Source organism: Pseudonocardia sp. C8, assembly GCF_014267175.1.
Lineage (GTDB): Bacteria > Actinomycetota > Actinomycetes > Mycobacteriales > Pseudonocardiaceae > Pseudonocardia.
Window position 1 is genome coordinate 1462749 of sequence record NZ_JACMTR010000002.1, and the last position, 22540, is coordinate 1485288.

24 protein-coding genes are annotated in these 22540 nt (G+C 73.2%); 12 read left to right on the top strand and 12 right to left on the bottom strand.

The features are described from left to right. Positions 1–9: 9 nt before the first annotated feature. The gene (gene lexA / locus H7X46_RS07450) at positions 10–738 is read right to left on the bottom strand and encodes a transcriptional repressor LexA (RefSeq protein WP_186358702.1); all 729 of its coding nucleotides are present in this window, start codon (positions 736–738) and stop codon (positions 10–12) included. A 207-nt stretch (positions 739–945) separates the two neighbouring features. Between lexA and H7X46_RS07455 the strand changes: the two genes are divergently transcribed. The 4 genes from H7X46_RS07455 to H7X46_RS07470 all read left to right on the top strand — a co-directional run bounded on the left by H7X46_RS07455 (position 946) and on the right by H7X46_RS07470 (position 5891). After that, complete coding sequence (locus H7X46_RS07455) at positions 946–1212, top strand: hypothetical protein (protein ID WP_186358703.1); 267 nt, start codon at positions 946–948, stop codon at positions 1210–1212. A 353-nt stretch (positions 1213–1565) separates the two neighbouring features. Then, a complete protein-coding gene (locus H7X46_RS07460; RefSeq protein ID WP_186358704.1) occupies positions 1566–1997 on the top strand; it encodes a hypothetical protein in 432 nt (143 codons plus the stop codon). A gap of 356 nt (positions 1998–2353) precedes the next feature. After that, a complete protein-coding gene (gene nrdR, locus H7X46_RS07465; protein ID WP_186358705.1) occupies positions 2354–2842 on the top strand; it encodes a transcriptional regulator NrdR in 489 nt (162 codons plus the stop codon). Positions 2843–3011: 169 nt separating this feature from the next. Beyond that, positions 3012–5891, top strand: coding sequence for a vitamin B12-dependent ribonucleotide reductase (locus tag H7X46_RS07470; RefSeq protein ID WP_186358706.1), 2880 nt, complete (start codon positions 3012–3014; stop codon positions 5889–5891). A gap of 137 nt (positions 5892–6028) precedes the next feature. Here H7X46_RS07470 and H7X46_RS07475 read toward each other — a convergent pair whose 3' ends face one another. Beyond that, positions 6029–7027 carry an alpha/beta fold hydrolase gene (locus H7X46_RS07475; protein ID WP_186358707.1) on the bottom strand — a complete coding sequence of 333 codons (999 nt, stop codon included), beginning with the start codon at positions 7025–7027 and terminating at the stop codon, positions 6029–6031. 107 nt (positions 7028–7134) lie between these two features. Continuing rightward, positions 7135–7626, bottom strand: coding sequence for a hypothetical protein (locus tag H7X46_RS07480; protein WP_186358708.1), 492 nt, complete (start codon positions 7624–7626; stop codon positions 7135–7137). Between the two features lie 135 nt (positions 7627–7761). Here H7X46_RS07480 and H7X46_RS29430 point away from each other — a divergent pair, with 135 nt between their 5' ends. Further along, positions 7762–8232, top strand: coding sequence for an NUDIX domain-containing protein (locus H7X46_RS29430; protein ID WP_186358709.1), 471 nt, complete (start codon positions 7762–7764; stop codon positions 8230–8232). A gap of 6 nt (positions 8233–8238) precedes the next feature. On the opposite strand, the gene H7X46_RS07490 is transcribed toward H7X46_RS29430, so the two are convergent. Together H7X46_RS07490 and H7X46_RS07495 are read right to left on the bottom strand one after the other, a co-directional pair. Beyond that, positions 8239–8469, bottom strand: coding sequence for a hypothetical protein (locus tag H7X46_RS07490; protein ID WP_186358710.1), 231 nt, complete (start codon positions 8467–8469; stop codon positions 8239–8241). A gap of 70 nt (positions 8470–8539) precedes the next feature. Further along, positions 8540–8752 (bottom strand): helix-turn-helix domain-containing protein, encoded by a 213-nt coding sequence (locus H7X46_RS07495; RefSeq protein WP_186358711.1) that lies wholly within the window; start codon positions 8750–8752, stop codon positions 8540–8542. A 197-nt stretch (positions 8753–8949) separates the two neighbouring features. On the opposite strand from H7X46_RS07495, the gene H7X46_RS07500 reads away from it, so the two are divergent. From H7X46_RS07500 to H7X46_RS07515, 4 genes are all read left to right on the top strand, one after another. Next, positions 8950–9612, top strand: coding sequence for a transglutaminase family protein (locus tag H7X46_RS07500; protein ID WP_186358712.1), 663 nt, complete (start codon positions 8950–8952; stop codon positions 9610–9612). 24 nt (positions 9613–9636) lie between these two features. Continuing rightward, entirely contained in the window at positions 9637–10704 is a 1068-nt protein-coding gene (locus H7X46_RS07505; RefSeq protein WP_186358713.1) for an MBL fold metallo-hydrolase, read from the top strand. Positions 10705–10930: 226 nt separating this feature from the next. Further along, positions 10931–11422 (top strand): DUF3145 domain-containing protein, encoded by a 492-nt coding sequence (locus H7X46_RS07510; RefSeq protein ID WP_186358714.1) that lies wholly within the window; start codon positions 10931–10933, stop codon positions 11420–11422. A gap of 84 nt (positions 11423–11506) precedes the next feature. After that, positions 11507–12013 carry a hypothetical protein gene (locus tag H7X46_RS07515; protein ID WP_186358715.1) on the top strand — a complete coding sequence of 169 codons (507 nt, stop codon included), beginning with the start codon at positions 11507–11509 and terminating at the stop codon, positions 12011–12013. Positions 12014–12076: 63 nt separating this feature from the next. Here the strand turns inward: H7X46_RS07515 and H7X46_RS07520 are convergent, their stop codons facing one another. The 5 genes from H7X46_RS07520 to H7X46_RS07540 form a co-directional block, all read right to left on the bottom strand. Beyond that, complete coding sequence (locus H7X46_RS07520; RefSeq protein WP_186358716.1) at positions 12077–13324, bottom strand: beta-ketoacyl synthase; 1248 nt, start codon at positions 13322–13324, stop codon at positions 12077–12079. A gap of 58 nt (positions 13325–13382) precedes the next feature. Further along, entirely contained in the window at positions 13383–13625 is a 243-nt protein-coding gene (locus H7X46_RS07525; RefSeq protein WP_010231572.1) for an acyl carrier protein, read from the bottom strand. A 51-nt stretch (positions 13626–13676) separates the two neighbouring features. Continuing rightward, positions 13677–14657, bottom strand: a complete 981-nt coding sequence (locus H7X46_RS07530; protein WP_186358717.1) for a beta-ketoacyl-ACP synthase III — start codon at positions 14655–14657, stop codon at positions 13677–13679. A gap of 8 nt (positions 14658–14665) precedes the next feature. Continuing rightward, entirely contained in the window at positions 14666–15589 is a 924-nt protein-coding gene (locus H7X46_RS07535; RefSeq protein WP_186358718.1) for an ACP S-malonyltransferase, read from the bottom strand. Positions 15590–15750: 161 nt separating this feature from the next. Next, entirely contained in the window at positions 15751–17163 is a 1413-nt protein-coding gene (locus H7X46_RS07540) for a CdaR family transcriptional regulator (RefSeq protein ID WP_186358719.1), read from the bottom strand. Positions 17164–17172: 9 nt separating this feature from the next. Here H7X46_RS07540 and H7X46_RS07545 point away from each other — a divergent pair, with 9 nt between their 5' ends. Further along, positions 17173–17925, top strand: coding sequence for a pirin family protein (locus H7X46_RS07545; RefSeq protein WP_186358720.1), 753 nt, complete (start codon positions 17173–17175; stop codon positions 17923–17925). Positions 17926–17993: 68 nt separating this feature from the next. Here the strand turns inward: H7X46_RS07545 and H7X46_RS07550 are convergent, their stop codons facing one another. Beyond that, positions 17994–18200, bottom strand: a complete 207-nt coding sequence (locus H7X46_RS07550) for a cold-shock protein (protein ID WP_186358721.1) — start codon at positions 18198–18200, stop codon at positions 17994–17996. A 237-nt stretch (positions 18201–18437) separates the two neighbouring features. Then, entirely contained in the window at positions 18438–21218 is a 2781-nt protein-coding gene (gene aceE, locus H7X46_RS07555; RefSeq protein WP_186358722.1) for a pyruvate dehydrogenase (acetyl-transferring), homodimeric type, read from the bottom strand. Between the two features lie 410 nt (positions 21219–21628). Here aceE and H7X46_RS07560 point away from each other — a divergent pair, with 410 nt between their 5' ends. After that, positions 21629–22060, top strand: coding sequence for a DUF3052 domain-containing protein (locus H7X46_RS07560; protein ID WP_186362510.1), 432 nt, complete (start codon positions 21629–21631; stop codon positions 22058–22060). Then, a complete protein-coding gene (locus H7X46_RS07565) occupies positions 22057–22521 on the top strand; it encodes a redoxin domain-containing protein (RefSeq protein WP_186362511.1) in 465 nt (154 codons plus the stop codon). The genes H7X46_RS07560 and H7X46_RS07565 overlap by 4 nt, the downstream gene beginning before the upstream one ends. The last annotated feature ends 19 nt before the right edge of the window (positions 22522–22540 follow it).

The following is a 22540-nucleotide window of genomic DNA, read 5'->3' on the forward strand; positions in this document are numbered from 1 at the left end:
GCCGCGGGCTCAGAGCCGGCGCAGCACCGCGACGACCCGGCCCAGGATCGACGCGTCGTCGCCGGGGATGGGCTCGTAGGCGTCGTTGGCCGGCATCAGCCAGATGTGCCCGTCCTTGCGGCGGAACGTCTTCACGGTGGCCTCGCCGTCGATCATCGCGGCGACGACCTCGCCCTGCTCGGCCACCGGCTGCTGGCGGACGACGACCCAGTCCCCGTCGGTGATCGCGGCGTCGACCATGGAGTCGCCCTTGACATTGAGCAGGAACAGCGTGCCCTCGCCGACGATCTCGCGCGGGAGCGGGAACACGTCCTGCACCGCCTCCTCGGCCAGGATCGGGCCGCCGGCGGCGATGTCGCCGATCAGCGGCACGAACGCCGGCGCCGGCCGCTCGGTCCGCGCGGGCTCGGCGCTCCCGTCGGTGCCCTCCGCAGCCTGCTCCGGGCTGCGCACGTCCACCGCGCGGGTGCGGTTCGGGTCCCGGCGCAGCAGGCCCTTGCGCTCCAGCGTCCGCAGCTGGTGGTGCACCGACGAGGTGGAGGTCAGCCCCACCGCGTCACCGATCTCGCGGACGCTCGGCGGGTAGCCGTACTGGTCCACCCACTCCCGGATCACCCTCAGGACCTTCCGCTGACGCGGCGTCAGACCGCGCGTGGCGGCCGGGGGTTCGGGGAACTCCCGGACGCTCGCGGAACCCTGTCCGGTGGACGCCCCGTCTCCGGACTCGTCCGCTGCCATCGCATTCGCCTCCTCGAGGATGTACCGCCACGAGCGTAACCAATTCCGGGCCCGGACGCCAAACATGCGTTCGAAGCCCGGGGCGGCGTGTCGTGGATTCCGGCCGGGCTCCGGTGGTACAACATCGCACGGGCGTTCGATCGAACATCGATTCGATGCCCTCGGGTGCCCGGCGGGGTGTCCGGACGCGGCAGCGAAGGGTGCGATGTGGACGCGACGGTGGTGGAGCTGCGGGGCGTCGGCGGCGTCGGCAGGGGTGGAGCGGAACCGGTCCGCGCCGGCGGCCCGTGGGCGCGGCCCGCGGTCCGTGCGCGGGGAGTGCTGCGGCGCGTGGTCGCCGGTGCGGGTGTGGTGCTGGCGGCGGCGACGACCGTCGTCGGGCTGGGACTGCTCGCCGACCTGTCGGCCGCGGGGTCGCTTCCGGCCGGGCCGACAGCGCCGGCAGTGCCGGCAGCGGTCTCCTCCGGGCGCTGACGGCTCGCTGACCTGCGGCGACGCGATTCTTGTCGGTGTCCGGTGCTACACAGCTCGTACGCCCGTTCGATCGGCCTCGGGGAAGGGTCGCCCGGCGGGCACGGCGCACGGCAGGGCCGGCGTCGACGGTGATCGCGGACGGTCCGCGAGGACCATACGGAGGAGCCATGCGAGAGCTCGAGGTCCACGAGGTGGCGCGCCGGGTGCGATCCGGCGGGAGGCGCGGCCCGGTCCGGGCGCGCCGGAGGGTCAGCCGCCCGGCGGTCTGCCCCGACGGGCGCCATCCCGACGAGCCCGTGCTCGCGGCGGTCACGGCGCAGTCACTGCCGGTGGCGCGAGCGGTGCGGTCGTCCGTGCCGGCAGTGCGAGCGGAGCGGTCGCTGCGGGTGGCACGTGCCGAGCCCGAACCCGGTCCGCGCCGCGGCGGCGTCTGCGCTCGCGGCGCGCTGCCCGGCGGGCCGGCCCGGCCGGCCGCCGTGTGGCGCGGCGGTCCGGCTCCCACGCCGGGTGGCGGCGCGTCCGCCGTCCGGGAGGGCCGGGAGAGCCGGGTAGTCCGGGTGGTGCGTCCGGCGTCCCGCCGCTGCCTGGTGGCGGTGGCCCGGCGTCGTGGCCGGAGCGGGGTCCGCCCGCGCGGGGAGCGGCTGCTGGCCGGGGCCGCGGCCGTGCTCTGCTCGGCGACCGTGGTGCTGCTGCTGGGGCTGCTCGGCGACGCCGCCGCCGGCTGGAACGCCGGATCGGCCGTGCCGTCCGAGGGGTCGGCGCCGGTGCTCGTCGTCGACCGCTGAGGGGCCGGGTGGCGCGGTGGCGATCCGGCGTGCCGTCCGGCGCGTGGGTGCGGCGTGTCGCGGAACCGGGTGGCCGTCCGGCGCGGCCGGATCCGGCCGGTGGGCGGCGCCCGCACCGGCGTCGTGCCGTCTGATCAGTGGGTATGCCTCCCGGAGGGCGTCCACGGCCCCGGCAGCCGGTGAGGGCGGGTGTGCGAGTCTTCGGGTCCCGATCGGGGGAAGCTCGGCGCCACGCCGGCTCCGGATTGGCGGACCCCTAGATGTTGGGGTTACATTGGTGTCGTTCTCCCAGGGGTTGGGGGAGCTGATCGTCGCGAGGCGTTCCCGGTCGGTGACGGGAGAAGGGTGGATCCGTCGTGAGATGCCCGTTCTGCCGGCACCCGGACTCGCGGGTGATCGATTCCCGGACCGCCGACGACGGGACCTGCACCCGCCGTCGCCGGTCCTGCACCTCGTGCGGGCGGCGGTTCACCACGGTCGAGGAGACCGTGCTCGCCGTCGTCAAGCGCAGCGGGGTGAGCGAGCCCTTCAGCCGGCAGAAGGTGGTCGGCGGGGTTCGGCGGGCGTGCCAGGGCCGGCCGGTCGACGAGGACGACCTGCAGCAGCTCGCCCACCGGGTCGAGGAGACGGTCCGCGCCCGTGGCGCGGCCGAGATCCCCAGCCACGAGGTGGGGCTGGCGATCCTCGGTCCGCTGCGCGACCTCGACGAGGTCGCGTACCTGCGGTTCGCGAGCGTCTACCGATCCTTCTCCTCCATCGAGGACTTCGAGAAGGAGATCGCCGACCTCCGTTCGGCGGCTGCCGGGGAAGCAGCCGACGGCGAGGCCGGCACGCGGGGCGGCTGAGCGGGTTCGGTCGCGTCCGGGACCGGTGCGGGCTGATGGGGGCCGCACACCGGTCCCGGACGGGACTCCCGCCGGCCGGGCCGGAACGGGGCGGAACCCAGCGCCGCCCCCGGCCGTCCGCGCACCCCAGCGCGCGGGCGGACACGAGATGTCGAAGCGGAGGCAGTTCATGACCGAGACCGTCGGGGGCCCGACGACAGGCACCGGGAACGGTACGACCGGAGCCGGGGAGGCGTCGGCGAAGGCCGGGCGCGGCCGCGGGAAGGCGCGTGCCGGCCAGCGGCGCGGCCTGACCGTGCAGCGGATCTTCACCACCGAGGGCGTGCACCCGTACGAGCAGGTCGAGTGGGAGCGCCGGGACGTCGTCATGACGAACTGGCGGGACGGGACGGTCAACTTCGAGCAGCGCGGTGTGGAGTTCCCCCGTGACTGGTCGGTGAACGCCACCAACATCGTCACGAGCAAGTACTTCCGCGGTGCCGTCGGGAGCGACGCCCGCGAGTCCAGCCTCAAGCAGCTCATCGACCGCGTGGTCGGCGCCTACAAGCGGGCCGGCGTCGAGAACGGCTACTTCGCCACGGACGACGACGCCGAGATCTTCGCCCACGAGCTGACCTGGATGCTGCTCCACCAGGTGTTCAGCTTCAACTCGCCGGTGTGGTTCAACGTCGGCACGGCGAGCCCGCAGCAGGTCAGCGCCTGTTTCATCCTCTCCGTCGACGACACGATGGAGTCGATCCTGAACTGGTACCGCGAGGAGGGCCTGATCTTCAAGGGCGGCTCCGGTGCCGGGCTGAACCTGTCCCGGATCCGCTCGTCGAAGGAGCTGCTGTCCTCGGGCGGCACCGCATCGGGCCCGGTCTCGTTCATGCGCGGTGCCGACGCCTCGGCCGGCACCATCAAGTCCGGCGGCGCGACCCGCCGGGCCGCGAAGATGGTCGTCCTCGACGTCGACCACCCCGACATCGAGGAGTTCGTCGAGACCAAGGCCAAGGAGGAGGCCAAGGTCCGCGTCCTGCGCGACGCCGGCTTCGACATGGACCTCGGCGGCTCCGACATCACGTCGGTGCAGTACCAGAACGCGAACAACTCGGTCCGGGTCTCCGACGAGTTCATGCGCGCGGTCGAGGAGGGCACCGAGTTCGGCCTGCGGTCCCGCACGACCGGCGACGTGATCGACTCCGTGGACGCCCGGAAGCTGTTCCACGGCATCGCCGACGCCGCCTGGAACTGCGCCGACCCCGGCATCCAGTACGACAGCACGATCAACGACTGGCACACCTGCCCGGAGTCGGGCCGGATCACCGCGTCGAACCCGTGCTCGGAGTACATGCACCTGGACAACTCCAGCTGCAACCTGGCGTCGCTGAACCTGCTGAAGTTCCTCGACGCCGAGGACCGCTTCGACGCGGAGACGTTCGCGAAGGCCGTCGAGGTGATCATCACCGCGATGGACATCTCCATCTGCTTCGCGGACTTCCCGACCGAGCCGATCGCCGAGACCACCCGCAAGTACCGCCAGCTCGGCATCGGCTACGCGAACCTCGGTGCCCTGCTGATGGCGACCGGGCACGCCTACGACTCCGAGGGCGGGCGCGCGCTCGCGGGCGCCATCACCTCGCTGATGACCGGTGCCGCGTACAAGCGGTCCGCGGAGCTCGCCGGGATCGTCGGCCCCTACGAGGGCTACGCCCGCAACGCCGAGGCGCACCAGCGGGTCATCCGCAAGCACGCCGCGGCGAACGATCAGATCCGCAGCTTCCCGGCCAGCGGCCCGATCCAGAAGATGGCCACGCTGACCTGGCAGCAGTGCCAGGAGATCGGCGCGGCGAACGGCTGGCGCAACGCCCAGGCGTCGGTGCTGGCCCCGACCGGCACGATCGGCCTGATGATGGACTGCGACACGACCGGCATCGAGCCGGACCTGGCGCTGGTCAAGTTCAAGAAGCTGGTCGGCGGCGGCTCCATGCAGATCGTCAACCAGTCGGTGCGCCGTGCGCTGGACAACCTCGGCTACCAGCCCGAGCAGGCCGAGGCGATCGTCGAGTACGTCGCCGAGCACGGCCACGTCGTCGACGCCCCGGGCATGAAGCCCGAGCACTACGAGGTGTTCGACTGCGCCATGGGGGAGCGGTCCATCGCCCCGATGGGGCACGTGCGCATGATGGCCGCCGCGCAGCCGTTCCTGTCCGGCGCGATCTCCAAGACGGTGAACATGCCCGAGCGGGCCACCGTCGAGGACGTCGAGCGCATCTACCTCGAGGGCTGGCGGCTCGGCCTCAAGGCCCTGGCGATCTACCGGGACAACTGCAAGGTCGGCCAGCCGCTCTCGGCCGGCAAGGGCGAGTCCGGCGAGAAGAAGCCCGAGCCGGAGGTCGTGATCGAGCAGCGCCCGATCCGCAAGCGGCTCCCGAAGAAGCGCCCGAGCGAGACGGTGTCGTTCACCGTCGGCGGCGCCGAGGGCTACCTCACCGCCGGCAGCTACCCGGACGACGGCCTCGGCGAGATCTTCGTGAAGCTCGGCAAGCAGGGCTCGACCCTCGCCGGTGTGATGGACGCGTTCTCCATGTCGATCTCGGTCGGCCTGCAGTACGGCATCCCGCTCGAGTTCTACGTCTCGAAGTTCTCGAACCTGCGCTTCGAGCCGGCCGGCATGACCGACGACCCGGACGTCCGCATCGCGACCTCGGTGCTGGACTACCTGTTCCGTCGCCTGGCGCTGGACCACCTGCCGTACGAGAAGCGCGCCGAGCTGGGCATCTTCTCCGCGGACGAGCGGGCGGCCCAGGTCGAGAACGACTACGGCTCGGGCACGGAGAACCTGGACCTCGACGAGTTCCGGTCCTCGGTCCCGGCCGCGCAGGAGAAGCGCGAGGACCCGGCCGTCGAGCCGGCCCCGGCAGAGATCGGCAGCTCCACCGAGCTGCTGGAGCTGCGCCTGGGCAAGGCCGCCGACGCCCCGCTGTGCATGACCTGCGGGACGAAGATGCGGCCCGCCGGCTCCTGCTACCTGTGCGAGGGCTGCGGCTCCACCAGCGGCTGCAGCTGACGGACGCCACCATCCGCGGGGCGGCACCGGTCACCGGTGCCGCCCCGCGGTGCGTGAGCCCGACCCCGCGCACGGCCGCCCGGCCGGTCGCCACACCGCCGGCGCGGCACCCTCAGCCGAGGCGACGGCCCCACCGCTCAGGTCGCGGACACCGGCCCCGAGCGGGCGGACGTGGCGGCGGGTGCGGGGCAGCGCAGCAGCTGGCGCCACTGCTCCGGGCTCCACCGGGCGGGCTCGGTCGTCTCGACGAACTCCTCCAGCAGGCCGACGAAGCGGGCCGGGTCGGAGTGGAACGGGAAGTACCCGGCCTCGTCGAAGATCTCCAGGCGGCTGCCCGGCATGGCGCGGTGCGCGGTGTACGCGTGCCCCACGGGGACGACGGCGTCCCGCCCACCCCACACCAGCAGCGTCGGCATCCCGCGCGTGAGGTAGCAGCGGTCCAGCATGGTCACGACCTGTCCACGCCAGTCGACGACCGCACGCAGCGTCCGGATCAGCGCAGCGCGCGCGGTGGCGTCGGGGACACCGTCGAGCAGTCGCAGCAGGTCCGCCGCGTCCCGGCCGAGGCCGGTGCCCAGCACCCGCAGCGTCTCGACGACGAGTCCGGCCTGCCAGCGCACCGGCGGCAGCTGCAGTGCCGCGAGCAGCGCCTGCGCTCCCGGCAGGCTGGCCGCACGCAGCAGCGGCGTCACGTCCGGCCCGGCCCCACCGGTCCCGACCAGTACGAGCCGCTCGGTACGGTCCGGGTACTGGTAGGCGAACTGCATCACGACGCCGCCGCCGAGCGAGTGGCCGACCAGCGTCGCCCGTGGCACGCCCAGCACACCGAGCAGGTCACGGATCCCGTTGGCGTAGGCGGCCACCGAGTAGTCGGCGCGCGGCTTGTCCGAGTGGCCGTGCCCGAGCAGGTCGGGGGCGATCACCAGATGGCGCCGGGCGAGGGCCGGCAGCACCGCCTCCCAGGTGGCGGAGCTGTCGCCGATGCCGTGCACGAGCACCATCGGTGGGCCGGACCCCCCGACGCGGAACGCCCGCCGGTAGCCGTGCACGGTCCGGAACCGCAGCTCCGACCCGCGTGGCGGGACGACGCCGAGCCGGTCGCCGACCGCCCCGCGCCTGCCGTCCCGGACCGCCACCGCAGTGACGGTAGGGATGCCGGATTACCCCGGTGTTGCGTCCGCGTTCGCGCCTCGAGCGCCTGCCCCGGTGATCGTCGGGCGAGGCGCCGGGCGTGAATGCCCGCTCAGGACGGCACGAAGCTGCGGCGCGCGAACTCGCGCCGGACCGACTCGATCCGGGTGCGCTGCTGCTGCGCCCGGTCGACGAGCCGGTCCAGGTCGACGTCGGCGAGCTCGGGGTAGTCGGGCCTGATCTCGACCAGCGCCTCCCACAGGGCCCGTTTCCCCTCGATGCCCAGGGCGAGCATCTCGCACTGCAGCAGCAGGCTCAGGTCCTCCCGGCCGGTCAGCAGCTCGTTGGCCGCGAGCCGCTGGGCCTGGCCGGCGATCCAGCCCACCAGCTGCTTGACCGGGTGGGTCGAGGCCTCGATGCGCCCGATGAGGCTGCGCAGGACGTCCCGGTCGGCCTCGATGTCCTCCGCCAGCTCGGTCAGCACGGCCGGGTCGAGATGCTCGCCGGCGCGCTGCTCGAGCTGGCGGGCCAGCTCGATGCCCGCGTTCGCGCCGCCGAGGTGATCGTTGAGGTAGATGCTCAGCGCGTCGGTGGTGTCGGCCATGGAGACGTCCTTCCCGGTGGGGTCGGTCCAGGGGGTGCGGACCGCTCCGCGGCATTCCCGGTCGGGTCGAGATCATTCGTCGGCGCGTCCGGGCCGCTCCGTGGTGTGGCGCAGCGCGCCTCTAGGGTCGCTCCGGTGACCGATCGTTACCGGGTGGTCCCGGCGTCCTACGTGTTCCTGCTGCGCGGTGACGGCGACCGGGCCGAGGTCCTGCTGCAGCGGCGCGCGAACACCGGGTTCCGGGACGGCCACTGGGCGGCCGCCGCGGCCGGTCACGTCGAAGCCGGGGAGGACCCGTACACGGCCGCCGTCCGCGAGGCGCGCGAGGAGCTCGGCGTCACGGTCGACCGCGCCGACCTCGTCCCGCTGACGGCGACGCACCGCACCGAACGCACCGGCGAGCCGGTCGACGAGCGGGTCGACTTCTTCTTCGCGTGCCGCCGCTGGTCCGGGGAACCGCACGCCGCCGAGACCGGCAAGACCGCCGGGCTCGGCTGGTTCCCGCTCGGCGCGCTGCCCGAGCCGACGGTGCCGCACGAGCGCGCGGTGCTGGAGGCGGTGCGCGACGGCGGCCCGCCCGCAATCACCACCCACGGCTTCGGATGACCCGGACTACTCCGGCTCGACGAGCTGTATCTCGATCGTGACGTCGGGCGTCTCGTCGTCGGCCGGGTCCACGGCCCAGTGCAGCACCCAGTCGACCTCGTAGTCGTCGCGACGCATGCCCGGCGGCGCGAAGTTGACCCAGTCGCCGGGCCGGGGAACCTCCCGGAACCAGCGGACGTGGTCGGGCCGGCGCCCGAGCCGCACCCGGACGGGGATGCCGTGCGATGTGGAGCTCACGGGCGCAGATGCTGCCCGATCGCGATCATGCCGCGCCACCGCCGGCGGCGCGGTCGCGTGCGGTGACCGTTCAGCCTCCCGTGTAGCGGGCCGACTCGATCAACCGGTCCACCGACTCCGGGGGCACCCGGAACGACCGCCCGAACCGGACCGCCGGCAGCTCACCGGAGTGCACCAGCCGGTAGACGGTCATTCGGGACACCCGCATCCGCTCGGCCACCTCGGCCACGGTGAGGAACGGCGCGTCCTGCCCGGCCCGTTGCTCCGGGATTCCTGCCCCCATGCCTGGCCCCTCCTCGTGCCGCCCCGCTCGGCGCGGACGACCTCGCGATCACCGAACGCAGGGACCGTAGCGCGGATCCCGCCACCCTCCCGGTGCGAGTGTGTCCCACCCTCGGGTGGACTCCCCGCTCGTCCTCGGCTGTCCGTGACCGGGTGTGCACGTATGGTGAGGAGAGCGTGCGACGGAAGGGAGAGGCCGTGTCGCGACCGACCGATCAGGATCTCGAGCCCGGATGGTTCACCGACGCCGGTGCCCCGGAGGTGCGGGCCTTCGCCGCGCGGGTGACCGCGGGGCGGGACGGGCCGCGGGAGCGGGCGGTGGCGCTGTTCGACGCCGTCCGCGACGGGATCTGGTACGACCCGTTCGGCATCGTCACCGACCCCGACGCGTACCGCGCGAGCCGGGTCGTGGCGCGGTCGAGCAACTGGTGCGTGCCCAAGGCGGTGCTGCTCACCGCCGCCGCCCGGGCGTCCGGGATCCCGGCACGGCTGGGCTTCGCCGACGTCCGCAACCACCTCACCACCCCGCGGCTGCGTGAGCGGATGGGCGGAGCGGAGCTGTTCGTCTGGCACGGCTACACCGCGCTGTGGCTGGACGAGCGCTGGGTGAAGGTCACGCCGGCGTTCAACGCGGAGCTGTGCGCCCGGTTCGGCGTCGCGCCGATCGCCTTCGACGGCGTCCACGACGCGCTGCTGCACGAGTTCGACGGCACCGGCGCCCGCTACATGACCTACGAGCACGACCGCGGCACCTTCCACGACCTCCCGCTCGACGACGTCGTCGCCACCTTCCGCGCCACCTACGGCGAGGGGCTCTTCGCGGCCGGGGCCACCGCCGGTGAAGATGCGTTCACTCGTTAGCTCTGCACTACTATCTCCCGGGTGATGGCATCCACCGTGACCGACGACGACCCGGACGGCGACTGGACCGCCCCGGGCGTCTACCGCTGCGCCACCGACGTCTACCGCATCCCGCTGCCGCTGCCGAACGACGGCCTGCGGGCGGTCAACGTCTACGCGCTGGCGGACAGCACCGGGTGGACGCTGATCGACTCCGGCTGGGCGATCGACGAGGCCCGGGAGCTGCTGGAGAAGGCGCTCGCGGCCCTCGGCTCCGGCCTCGGCGACGTCCGCCGGTTCCTCATCACCCACGCCCACCGCGACCACTACACCCTCGCGTCGGTCCTGCGCCGGGAGTACGGCGCCACGGTCCTGCTGGGGGGAGGGGAGAAGCCGAACCTCGACCTCATCCAGGACCGGGACCGGGTGCCCTACGAACCGGAACGGACCCGGCTGCTGCGCTGCGGCGCGATCGGGATCGTCGAGGAGCTCGGCCGCGGCCCGTGGCCCCGCGCGGACCCGCGAGAGTGGGAGGCGCCCGACGAGTGGATCGCCGACCGCGCCGCGTTCACCGTCGGGGACCAGGCCGCGACCCGCACGCTCACCGCCGTCGAGACGCCCGGGCACACCCGCGGCCACCTGGTCTTCAGCGACGACCGCAACGGCCTGATGTTCTCCGGCGACCACATCCTGCCGCGGATCACGCCGTCGATCGGGCTGCAGCCGTCGCCGGTCGCGAGCCCGCTCGGCCAGTTCCTCGACTCGCTGCGGCTGGTGCGCGGGCTCCCCGACGCCGACCTCCTGCCGGCGCACGGCGCGGTGGGCGGCCGGGTGCACGCCCGGGTCGACGAGCTGCTGGCCCACCACGACCACCGGCTCGCCCAGTGCCGGGACGCGGTCGCGGCCGGGAACGCCAGCGCGGACGCCGTCGCGCGGGTGCTGCGCTGGACGCGGCGCGAGCGCCGGCTCGACGAGATGGACCTGTTCAACCGGATGCTCGCCGTGCTCGAGACCGGTGCGCACCTGGACGTCCTCGCCGACCGCGGCGACCTGACCCGCACCGAGCACACCGACCCGGAGACCGGCGCGACGGTCGCCACCTACACCGTCTGACCCGCGTGCCGGGCGGCGACACGCCGGTCGTCGTCCACCCGGAGGCCGTGTCGGGGTGGCCGCCCGCGCCCGGATGCGGCAGAGTGAGATCACCCGCTCCCCAGGAACCCCGGAGGTCACCGGCACCCACACGCAGCACATCCGTACCGCGCGTCTCCAGGCGCCACCGCTCACGCACGAGGACGTAGGGGAAGACGATCCTCGTCGACGACAGCGGAGGTTGGCAGTGAGCACACGCGGAGTGGTGTTCGTCCACTCGTCGCCGACTGCGGTCTGTCCGCACGTCGAGTGGGCGATCTCGGGCGTCCTCGGAACGCGGGTCTCCCTCGAGTGGTCCGCGCAGCCGGTGGCGTCCGGTCAGATGCGGGCCGAGTGCTCGTGGAGCGGCCCCGCCGGTAGCGGTGGTGCGCTCGCGGGCGCGCTGCGCGCCTGGTCGATGCTGCGGTTCGAGGTGACCGAGGAACCCAGCCCCGGCATGGACGGCGAGCGGTTCATGCACGTCCCCGGCCTGGGGATGTGGCACGGCCGGACCAGCGCCAACGGTGACGTCGTGCTGCCCGAGGACCAGCTGCGCGCGGTCATGGCCGAGACCGGCGGCACGGGCCTGTGCCGCCGCCTCGACCAGCTGCTCGGCACCGCGTGGGACGACGAGCTGGAGTCCTTCCGCTTCGCCGGCGACGGCGCCGCCGTCACCTGGCTGACCCACCGGGTCGGTTGACGGCTCCCCACCCGGCACACTGGGCGGTGTGTGCAGGGGGGAACAGTGAACGGGAGGGCTGCGGCGACGGCCGCAGCAGTGGCAGTGGCGCTCGTCGCGGTCGGGGGGACCGCGTGGACGGCGTCCGGGACGTCACCGGACGGGGTCGCGCCGACGGCGGCGCCCCCGTCGGTGCCGCCGAACGGAGCGGGGGAAGGCGTCGTCACGATCAGTGACGGGGCCGCGGAGCATCCCGCGGCACAGCTCGTGCTCGAGCAGGTCCAGCGCTACTTCAACGCGATCAACGGCCGTGACTACGCGACCTGGGCCCGGGTGGTGAGCCCGGAGCGGGCCGAGCGGCAGCCGCGCGAGGCGTGGCTGGACGGCGTCGGCACGACGATCGACGGCACGATCCGGGTGGACCGGATCGACCCGGCGCCGGGGCACGGCGTGCAGGCGCTGGTGCGGTTCGTCAGCGTCCAGAATCCGGAGGACGGGCCGCCCGGCCTGCAGGTCGGGCGGATCTGCTGGCAGGCCACCTACCCGATGGCGGGCTCGCCGCCGCGGATCCTGGTCGGCGACGCGGGCAGCGTGCTCGGCGCACCCTGCTGACCGACCGGGCACGACGACGGCGGCCCGGGTCCGCAGGGACCCGGGCCGCCGCCGTCGTCGATCTCAGGCCTTGGTGAACAGCAGCGAGGCGTTGTGCCCGCCGAAGCCGAACGAGTTGTTCAGCGCGGCGTCCACCGCGGTCTTCCGGGGCTCACCGGCGACCACGTCGAGCTCGACCTTCGGGTCCTTGTCGACCAGGTTGAGGGTGGCCGGGATGACGTCGTCGCGCACCGACAGCAGCGCGATGATGCCCTCGACCGCCCCGGCCCCGCCGACCAGGTGCCCGAGCGCCGACTTGGGCGCGGTCAGCACCGGGTGGTCGCCCAGGGCCTTCTGCACGGCCACCGACTCGCCGACGTCGCCGACCACCGTGGAGGTGGCGTGGCAGTTGACGTGGGTGACGTCCGAGGCCTGCAGCCCGGCGCTCTCGACGGCCTTGCGCATGGCGCGGACCTGGCCCTCACCCTCCGGGTCGGGCCCGGTGATGTGGTACGCGTCCGAGGTGAGGCCGATCCCGGCGAGCCGGCCGTGCACCGTCGCGCCGCGGGCCTTCGCGAACTCCTCACGCTCGAGCACCAGCACCCCCGCGCCCTCGCCGAGCACGAACCCGTCCCGCCCGGTGTCGAACGGCCGGGAGGCACGCTCCGGGTCGTCGTTGCGCGCCGAGAGGGTCCGGGCCTGGACGAAGCCGGCCACGGTGATGGGCACGATGCAGGACTCGGCCCCGCCGGCGAGGACGACGTCCACCTCGCCGGCCTGCAGCAGCCGATAGGCCCAGGCGAGTGCCTCGGCCCCGGTCGCGCACGCCGACGCGGGGGAGTGGACCCCGCCCTTGGCCTTGTACTCCAGGCTGATCATCGCCGCCGGCCCGTTGGGCATGAGCATCGGGACGGTCAGCGGGGAGACCTTGCGCAGGCCGTGCTCCTCGAGCAGGTCGTCCTGCGCGAGCAGGGTCGGGGCCCCGCCGATGCCGGCGCCGACCACGACCGCCAGGCGCTCGCCCTCGACGGCCGCGCCCTCCTCGCCCGGGACGGCGCCCAGGCTGGCGTGCTCCCACGCCTCCTTGGCGGTGACCATCGCGACCTGCTCGCAGCGGTCCATCCGGCGGGCCTGCACCCGCGGCAGGACCTCGGTGGGGTCCACCGCGAGCTGGGCCGAGATGTGCACCGGCAGGTCGAACCGCTCGGTCCACTCGGCCTGGGTGGTGCCGACTCCGGACTTGCCGGCGAGCAGCGCCTCCCACGTCGAGGCCGCGTCCCCGCCGAGCGGGGTGGTGGCCCCGAAACCGGTGACGACCACTCCGTCGGTCATGGTGTCTCCTTCTCCCCGGCGGCGCGCCGGTGCGGACGCCCTGGCGCGCCGGTCCGGATCACTGGTGCTTGGCGATGAAGTCGACGGCGTCGCCGACGGTCTTCAGCTCGGCCAGCTGGTCGTCCGGGATCTTGGCCCCGAACTTGTCCTCGGCCTGCACGGCGATCTCCACCATGGACAGCGAGTCGATGTCCAGGTCGTCCACGAAGGACTTCTCCGGGGTCACCTCGGCGGTGTCGATGCCGGCGACCTCCTCGACGATCTCGGCCAGCCCGGACAGGATCTCAGCGTTGTCAGCCACGGTGTGAATCTCCTTGCGAGGGTGTTGGGGTGGGTGTCGTGCCAGGTCGGGTCAGGGGCAGACCACGACCTGCCCGGCGTAGGACAGTCCCGCGCCGAAGCCTACGAGCAGTAGCACGTCGCCGGACCGTACCCGGCCGGCGGCGCGCATGTGGTCCAGCGCCATCGGGATCGACGCGGACGAGGTGTTGCCGGAGTACACGATGTCGTCGGCGACGACCATGTCCTCCCGCGCGCCGTGCCGGCGCAGCTTCTTGGCGATCGCCTCGACGATCCGCAGGTTCGCCTGGTGCGGGATCAGCACGTCGATGTCGGCCGGGGTCAGCCCGGCACGCTCGACCGCGTCGAGGGCGACCGGGGCGATCGCGGTGGTGGCCCAGCGGAAGACCGACTGGCCCTCCTGGTGCAGCTTGTTCGTCGACTCTCCCAGGATCCGGATCGTCGACGCGAGGTCGCCTGCGCTGCCCCAGCTGACCGGGCCGATGCCCACCTGGTCGTCGGCGTCCGCCGGGCCGACCAGGGCGGCGCCCGCCGCGTCGGCGAAGATGATGCAGGTCGAGCGGTCGTCCCAGTCGACCCAGTCGGACAGCTTCTCCGCTCCGATCACGAGCACGTGCTGGGCCGAGCCCGCGCGGATCATGTCGGAGGCGACGCCGAGCGCGTAGCAGAAGCCCGCGCAGGCGGCGTTGACGTCGAACGCCGCCACCCCGTTCGCGCCGAGGCCGGTGGCGACCTGGGCGGCCGCGTTCGGGATCGGGTTGGGCATCGTGCAGGTGGCGACGATGACGGCGTCCAGCCCGGCCGGGTCGAAGCCGGCGTCCTTGAGCGCGGCCTTCCCGGACTCGATCGCCATGTCCGGCAGCGACGTCTCGGCGTCGGCGATCCGGCGCTCGGCGATGCCGACCCGGGACCGGATCCACGCGTCGTCGGTCTCGACCCGCTTCTCCAGGTCGGCGTTGGTGACGACCTGCTCGGGCTGGACGCTGCCGAGCCCGAGGATCCGGGCCCCGGCGACCGGTGTGGCGAGACGCATGCTCCTGCTCACTTCCCGTGTTCGGCGATGAGCTCGGCGGCCGCGTCGAGCTGCTCGGGGGTCTTGACGGCGAGGGTCGGCGTGCCCTTGACCGCCCGCTTGACCAGGCCGGTCAGCGTGGCGCCCGGGGGCAGCTCGAGGGTGGCGCCGACCGAGCGGGCGGCGAGGGTCTCCATGCACGAGTCCCAGCGGACCGGCCGGGTCACCTGGGCGACCAGCCTGCGCAGCGTCTCGGTCCCCGAGGTGACGACCTCGCCGTCCGCGTTGGACAGCAGGGTCAGCGTGGGGTCGGACACCTCGACCGACGACGCGTGCGTCGCCAGCGCCTCGCGGGCCGGCTCCATGTGCGCGGTGTGGAACGCCCCGGCGACCGGGATCTCCTTGACCCGCGCGCCCTCCGGCGGCGCGGCGACCAGCTCGGTGATCGCCTCCTGGGCGCCCGCGGCGACGATCTGCCCGGCACCGTTGCGGTTGGCCGGGTCGAGGCCGAGCTCGGCCAGGCGGGCCAGCACGGTGTCCTGGTCGCCGCCGAGGACGGCGGCCATCGAGGTCGGCGCGACCGCGCAGGCGGCGGCCATCTCGCGGCCACGGACCCCGGCGAGCGCGACGGCGGCGTCGTCGGTGAGGACGCCGGCGATCGCGGACGCGGTGATCTCGCCGATCGAGTGCCCCGCGACGATCGTGCCGGCCGGCAGCTCGACCCGCTCCCGCAGCCGCCGGGCGGCCAGCAGGCCGAGCGTGACGATCAGCGGCTGGGTGACCGCGGTGTCGGTGATCTCCTCGGCGCCGGCCGTGGTGCCCAGCCGGACCAGGTCGAGCCCGACGGCCTCGGACCAGCCGGCGACGGTCTTCTCGGCGGCCGGGTCCTCCAGCCACGGGGCGAGCATGCCGGGGGTCTGGGCCCCCTGGCCGGGAGCGAGCAGGGCGATCACCGGAACATCACACACCTCACGGGGTCGGCGGCGGGATATCGGTTACGACGAACTTCGGCCCAGCGTAGTTGGAGGAAACCTCCAACGTAGCCGTGTGACCGAGGCCTCGTTACCGGCCCGTAGCGGCCGCTCTTTGTAGGGTTCACGACAAGCACATCCGATCACCCGCCGGTCCCGCCGGCGGCGACGGGGGCCTGCGGGCCGGTGTGATCCTGGTCCCCGGTGCCGTCCAGCGGGGTGAGCGGGGTGTCCGGCGGCAGCCCGGTGCGGGCCCGCTCGACCCGGTCCGCGACGACCGCCGCGCGCAGCACGAACGCCTCGCGCGGGTCGGTGGGCGAGCGGCCGACCAGCTCGCCGATGCGCCGCAGCCGGTACCGGACCGTGTTGGGGTGTACGTACAGCGTGCGGGCGCAGCCCTCCAGGCTGGCCCCGCCCTCCAGGTACGCGGACAGGGTGCGGAGGAGCTCGCCGCCGGCGTCGTGCAGGGGAGCGAGGACGTCCTCGGCGAGGCGCCGCCGGGCGGCCGGGTCCCCGCACAGGGCGCGCTCGGGGAGAAGGTCGGCCGCGTCGACCGGGCGCGGGGCGTCCGGGTGGCCGGGGGCGGCGGCGAGCCCGGCGAGGGCCTCGGCGACGGCGCCGCCCGCGGCGGCGAGGTCGGTGCTCCGCGGCCCCGCGACGACCGGGCCCGGCCCGAACCGGGCGGCGACCTCGGCGAGCACGGCCGGGGACGCACCGTCGTCCCCCGCGGTGTCGGCCGGGGCCTCCTGCGCACCGGAGCGGTCACGGTCGGTTCCGGGCGGGCCGGCCCCGCCCGGCTCGGCGCCGTCGGCGAGCCGGTCGACCCGCCGCCGCGGCGTCCGACCGGTGGCGTGCAGCAGCACCACGAGCCGCCGTCCCTGGACGCCGACGAGCACCTCGTACCCGAGCCGCGCGGCCAGCCGGCGCAGCTCCACGATCAGCTGCGGCGAGTCCGGGCCGGATCCCGGGACGGTGCCGACCAGGCACTGCACCGGCGCCGCCGGATCCCAGCCCAGCGCCGCGGCCCGGGAGACCAGGGCCTCGTCGACGTCGCCGCGCAGCACCGCGTCGACGACCAGGGCTTCGAGCCGGGCGTCCCACGCCCCACGGGACTCGGCGGCACCGGCGTAGACGGTGGCCGCGGCGAACGCGACCTCCCGGCCGAACCGCAGGACCGCCTCGGTCAGCTCGTGCCGCTCGTCCGGGTCGGCAGCGAGCGGGGGCAGGTACTCTTCGAAGACGTCCGCCGCGATCCGCACCAGCTCGACGGTCTGGCGCAGGCTGATCCGCCGGGCCAGGTCGCGGGGCGCGATCCGGAACGCCTCCGCCGTCATCGGCGTCGTGCGCTCGGGTTCCCGCAGCCACTCGACGAAGTTCGCGACCCCGGTCTGGGTCACCAGCGCCACCCCGGCCCGCTGGTCGGCGGGCAGCGCCGCGAACCACGGCCGGCGCCGTTCCATCTCCGCCAGGCACTCCGCCGCGAGCCGCGCGGAGGCGAGCTCGAGGCGACGTAGTGTCGCGGCCGCGACCGGGTGGCGGTGCACGTCGGGCAGCATGGCACGACGATGAGCACCACCGGAATCGACCAGGACCCCCGCGTCACCCTGCACCGGGCGGGGGACCGCTTCCGCACGGAGACCGGCTGGCTGGACTCGCGGCACAGCTTCTCGGCCGGGGCGCACTACGACCCGGCGAACACCCACTTCGGGCTCCTGCTGCTGCACAACGAGGACCGGGTCGTCCCCGGCCGGGGCTACGACGAGCACCCGCACCGGGACACCGAGATCCTCACCTGGGTGCTCGACGGCGAGCTCGAGCACCGCGACACCGGCAGCGGGCGGATCGAACGGGTGGCTCCCGGCGCGGTCCAGCGGCTGGGCGCGGGCTCGGGCGTGCGGCACTCCGAGCACGCGACACCCGAGCAGGGCGTCCGGTTCGTGCAGATGTGGGTGGTGCCCGACACCCCCGGCGGGGATCCCGAGTACGCCGTCCGCGACGCACCGGTGGACGTGGGCGGGCCGGTCGTGCTGGCGTCCGGGCTCGCCCGGCACCGGAGCGTGCGGATGCTGCCGCTGCGTCAGGAACGCGCGGCGCTCGCCGTCGTGCGGCTGCGGCCGGGTGGGGTCACGGAGCTGCCCGCGGCGCCGTACGTGCACGCGTTCGTGGCCCGGGGAACGGCCGGGCTGGAGGCGGTCCCGGCCGAGCTGGGCGCAGGTGACGCCGCCAGGATCGTCGACGACGGCGGCCGCCGCGTCACCGCGGGCGCGGACGGAGCCGAGATCCTGGTCTGGGAGATGCACGGCGCGCTGGGGCAGTAGGCCCGGGCGGGCGCCGCCGGACCCGGCCCGGGCCTGCCGCCCGGACCGCGGAACCGATGTGGACGGTGTCAGCCCAGTGGGGTGACCTTGCTGGCCTGCGGCCCCTTCTGGCCCTGCTCGATGTCGAACGACACGCGCTGGCCCTCGTCGAGGGTCTTGTACCCCTGGGTCTGGATCGCCGAGTAGTGCACGAACACGTCCGCACCACCACCGTCGGGAGCGAGGAAGCCGTAGCCCTTCTCGCTGTTGAACCACTTGACGGTGCCTTCTGCCATTCCTGCTCCCTCGTTCATCGGCCCGGAACACCTCGTCCCGGAACCGCCGGCCAGCGGCGCACACGGTCCACGCCCTGGTCGCGACGGCCGGTCGCGCCTCGGATGTGATCAGCCCGACCTCCGTCGGGCGGAGCCTATCGTGATCTGCGCCGCCCTGGGAGGGGCGAAAACGACCACGGCCCGCCATGCCCCTGGTCGGGGGTGTGGCGGGCCGTGGGTCGGTGTGGTGGGTGGGTGTCAGGCGACGCCGGAGTCGCTGGTTTGGGGGCCGGCGGCTTGGGGGTCGTCGATCTTGTAGCGGGTGGCGGCGTCGGCGGCGGTTTCGGTTTTGATCTGTCCTTGGCGGGCGAGTGTGGTCAGGGCGCCGACCACGATGGACTCGGCGTCGACGGCGAAGTGGCGGCGGGCGGCGGGGCGGGTGTCGGACAGGCCGAATCCGTCGGTGCCCAGGGAGGTGAACGGTGCCGGGGACCATTGGCGGATCTGGTCGGGGATGGCGCGCATCCAGTCGGAGACGGCGATGACCGGGGTGTCGGCGTGGTCGCCGTTGCCGAGTTTGCTGGTGACGTAGGGCACGACGGGGTCGGCGGCAGGGTGGAGCAGGTTGGCTCGTTCGGCGTCGACGCCGTCGCGGCGCAGTTCGCCCCAGGAGGTGACCGACCAGACCTCGGCGCGGACGTCCCAGTCGTCGGCGAGCATCTGTTGGGCGTGCAGGGCCCAGGGCATGGCGACCCCGGAGGCGAGCAGCCGGACGACGGGTCCGGTGCCGTCGGGGGCGGGTGCGTAGCGGTAGAGGCCGCGCAGCAGGCCGTCGGTGTCGAGGTCGGCCGGTTCGGCGGGTTGGACGTAGGGCTCGTTGTAGACGGTGAGGTAGTAGATGACGTTCTCGGCGTTGTCGCCGACCATGCGGCGCAGTCCGTCGCGGACGATGTGGGCGACCTCGTAGGAGAAGGCGGGGTCGTAGGCGACGACGGCGGGGTTGGTGGCGGCCAGCAGCAGGGAGTGGCCGTCGTTGTGTTGCAGGCCTTCGCCGGTCAGGGTGGTGCGTCCGGCGGTGGCGCCGACGAGGAACCCGCGGGCCATCTGGTCGGCGGCGGCCCAGATGGAGTCGCCGGTGCGTTGGAACCCGAACATGGAGTAGAAGACATAGATCGGGATCATCGGCTCGCCGTGGGTGGCATAGGAGGTGCCGGCGGCGGTGAACGTGCCGACCGAGCCGGCTTCGTTGATGCCTTCGTGCAGGATCTGGCCTTGTTCGGATTCCTTGTAGGCCAGCAGTAGTTCGGCGTCGACCGAGGTGTAGTGCTGGCCGTGCGGGTTGTAGATCTTCTGGGTGGGGAACATGGCGTCGATGCCGAAGGTGCGGGCCTCGTCCGGGATGATCGGCACGATCCGGCCGCCGACGTTTTTGTCCTTGATCAGTTCGCGGAGCAGCCGGACGAACGCCATGGTGGTGGCGACCTCCTGCTTGCCGGAGCCCTTCCGGACCGGGTCGTAGACCTTGTCCCCGGGCAGCACCAACGCCTTGGACGACGTGCGGCGTGAGGGCAGCGGGCCGCCGAGCTGGCGGCGGCGCTCCCGCAGATACTGGATCGCCTCGTCGTCGTCGCCGGGGTGGTAGTAGGGCGGCAGGTAGGGGTCGGCCTCCAGCGCCGCATCTGAGATGGGGATGCGCTGCTCGTCGCGGAACTGCTTGAGGTCGTCGAGGGTGAGCTTTTTCATCTGGTGGGTGGCGTTGCGGCCGGCGAAATGCGAGCCCAGCCCGTAGCCCTTGATGGTCTTGGCCAGGATCACCGTGGGCTGGCCGTGGTGCGCGGTCGCGGCGGCGTAGGCGGCGTGGACCTTGCGGTAGTCGTGCCCGCCGCGTTTGAGGTTCCAGATCTCGGCATCGGTCATGGGCTCGACCAGGGCCTTGGTCCGCGGGTCGCGGCCGAAGAAGTGATCCCGCACGTAGGCGCCGTCGTTGGCCTTGTAGGTCTGGTAGTCGCCGTCCGGGGTGGTGTTCATCAGGTTGATCAGGGCGCCGTCCCGGTCGGCGTGCAGCAGGGCGTCCCACTCCCGGCCCCAGATCACCTTGATCACGTTCCAGCCGGCGCCGCGGAAGAACGCCTCCAGCTCCTGGATGATCTTGCCGTTGCCGCGGACCGGGCCGTCCAGGCGCTGCAGGTTGCAGTTGATCACGAAGGTGAGGTTGTCCAGGCCCTCGTTCGCGGCCACCTGCACCATGCCCCGGGACTCCGGCTCGTCCATCTCGCCGTCGCCGAGGAACGCCCACACCCGCTGATCGGAGGTGTTGGTGATGCCGCGGTCGCCCAGGTAGCGGTTGAACCGGGCCTGCATGATCGCGTTCATCGGGCCGATCCCCATCGACACCGTGGGGAACTCCCAGAAGTCGGGCATCAACCGCGGATGCGGATACGAGGGCAGCCCCCCACCCGGGCCGGCGTGCGAGAGCTCCTGGCGGAACCCGTCCAACCGGTCCGCGGACAGGCGGCCCTCCAGGAACGCGCGCGCGTAGATGCCCGGCGAGGCATGCCCCTGGATGAAGACCTGGTCCCCGCCGCCGGGATGGTCCTTGCCCCTAAAGAAGTGGTTGAACCCCACCTCGTACAGCGTCGCCGAGGAGGCATACGAGGAGATGTGCCCGCCCACCCCGATCCCGGGACGCTGGGCGCGGTGCACCGTCATCGCCGCGTTCCACCGCAGCCAGCGGCGGTAGGTGCGCTCCACGTCCTCGTCACCGGGGAACCACGGCTCCCGCTCGGTCGGGATCGTGTTCACATAGTCGGTCGCCGTCAACGCGGGCACCCCGACATGGCGCTCCCGGGCCCGCTGCAGCATCGTCAACATCAGATACCGGGCCCGCTGCTGCCCGGCATTGTCCAGGACCGCGTCGAAGGACTCCAACCACTCGGCCGTCTCCTCCGGATCGATATCCGGAAGATGAGCCGCCAGCCCGTCCCGGATCACGTTCACGCGGCGCGGCTCGTCGCCGGCCCTGCTGCTCTGCGCGGTCAAGGGTTCTCCCTGCCTGGTCCGTCGGTGGCCGGGATCGCCCGGCCCTGCTTGCTCACGTCCGCGTCCGCACCCGTCCACCCCCGGATCGGTGGGTGGCGGACACCTGACGCTGCCGGCCGGGACGGGAGCGGGCGTGGGTGACCATCGTGCCCGTTCCGGCGCGGGCCCGAAACACGCGTCCCGGGTGGAACGCAGGGGTAACGGGGCGTTGCGGCGAGGATAGGTACTACTCCGACGTAACTGAACGGATGGTGGGGTGAGCTGCGGCTCCTCGCCGTCCCGGCCGGCGCCCCAGTTGCATCGGGTCGTTCCCCCGTGATCGGATGCCCCATCCGATTTCGTGGGAGGGCTGGCGCCCGCGCGCGGAACCGATGACGATGGGCTGCGTGAGCAGCGTGAAAGGGGAACGAGTGGTGACCGCGGCTGATGCCGGTGCGTCCGACATCGCGGGGAAGCTCGGCATCGAGCCGGGCATGATCGTCCAGGAGCTGGGATACGACACCGACGTCGACGACCGGGTCAGAGAGGCCGTCGAGGACACGACCGGTGAGGAAATGCTGGACGAGGACGCCCAGGAGGTCATCGACGTCGTCCTCCTGTGGTTCCGTGAGGGGGACGGGGACCTGGTCGACACGCTCGTCGACGCCCGAACCCCGCTGGCCGACGACGGCATGGTCTGGGTGCTGACACCGAAGACCGGCCGGGACGGGCACCTCGAGCCGTCCGAGATCGCCGAGGCGGCCCCGACCGCCGGGCTGTCGCAGACCTCGAACGCGACCCTGGGCGACGACTGGGTGGGCTCCAAGCTGGTCCCACCGAAGCAGGGGAAGGGCAAACGCTGAGCGGACCGACCGTCGGCGCCGTCGCGCCCGGGTTCGTCCTGCCCGACCAGAACCGGCAGCAGGTCTCGCTGTCGTCGGTGCTGTCGTCGGGCAGGGCGGCCCTGGTGGTCTTCTACCCGTTCGCGTTCTCCGGGATCTGTGGCGGGGAGCTCTCGGCGGTGCAGGCGTCGCTCTCCTCCTTCCAGAACTCGTCCGTGCAGGTGCTCGCGGTGTCCTGCGACCCCACCTTCGCGTTGCACGCGTGGGCCTCGTCGGCCGGCTTCACCTTCCCGCTGCTGTCGGACTTCTGGCCGCACGGCGCGGTGGCGTCGGAGTACGGGGTCTTCAACTCCGACAAGGGGATGGCCCTGCGCGGGACGTTCCTCGTGCAGCCGGACGGGGTTGTCTCGTTCGCCGAGGTGAACCAGCCGGGGGAGCCGCGGGACCAGGACGGGTGGCGCCGGGCGCTCGGTGCCATGTGAGACTGTTCCGGCCCCGTTC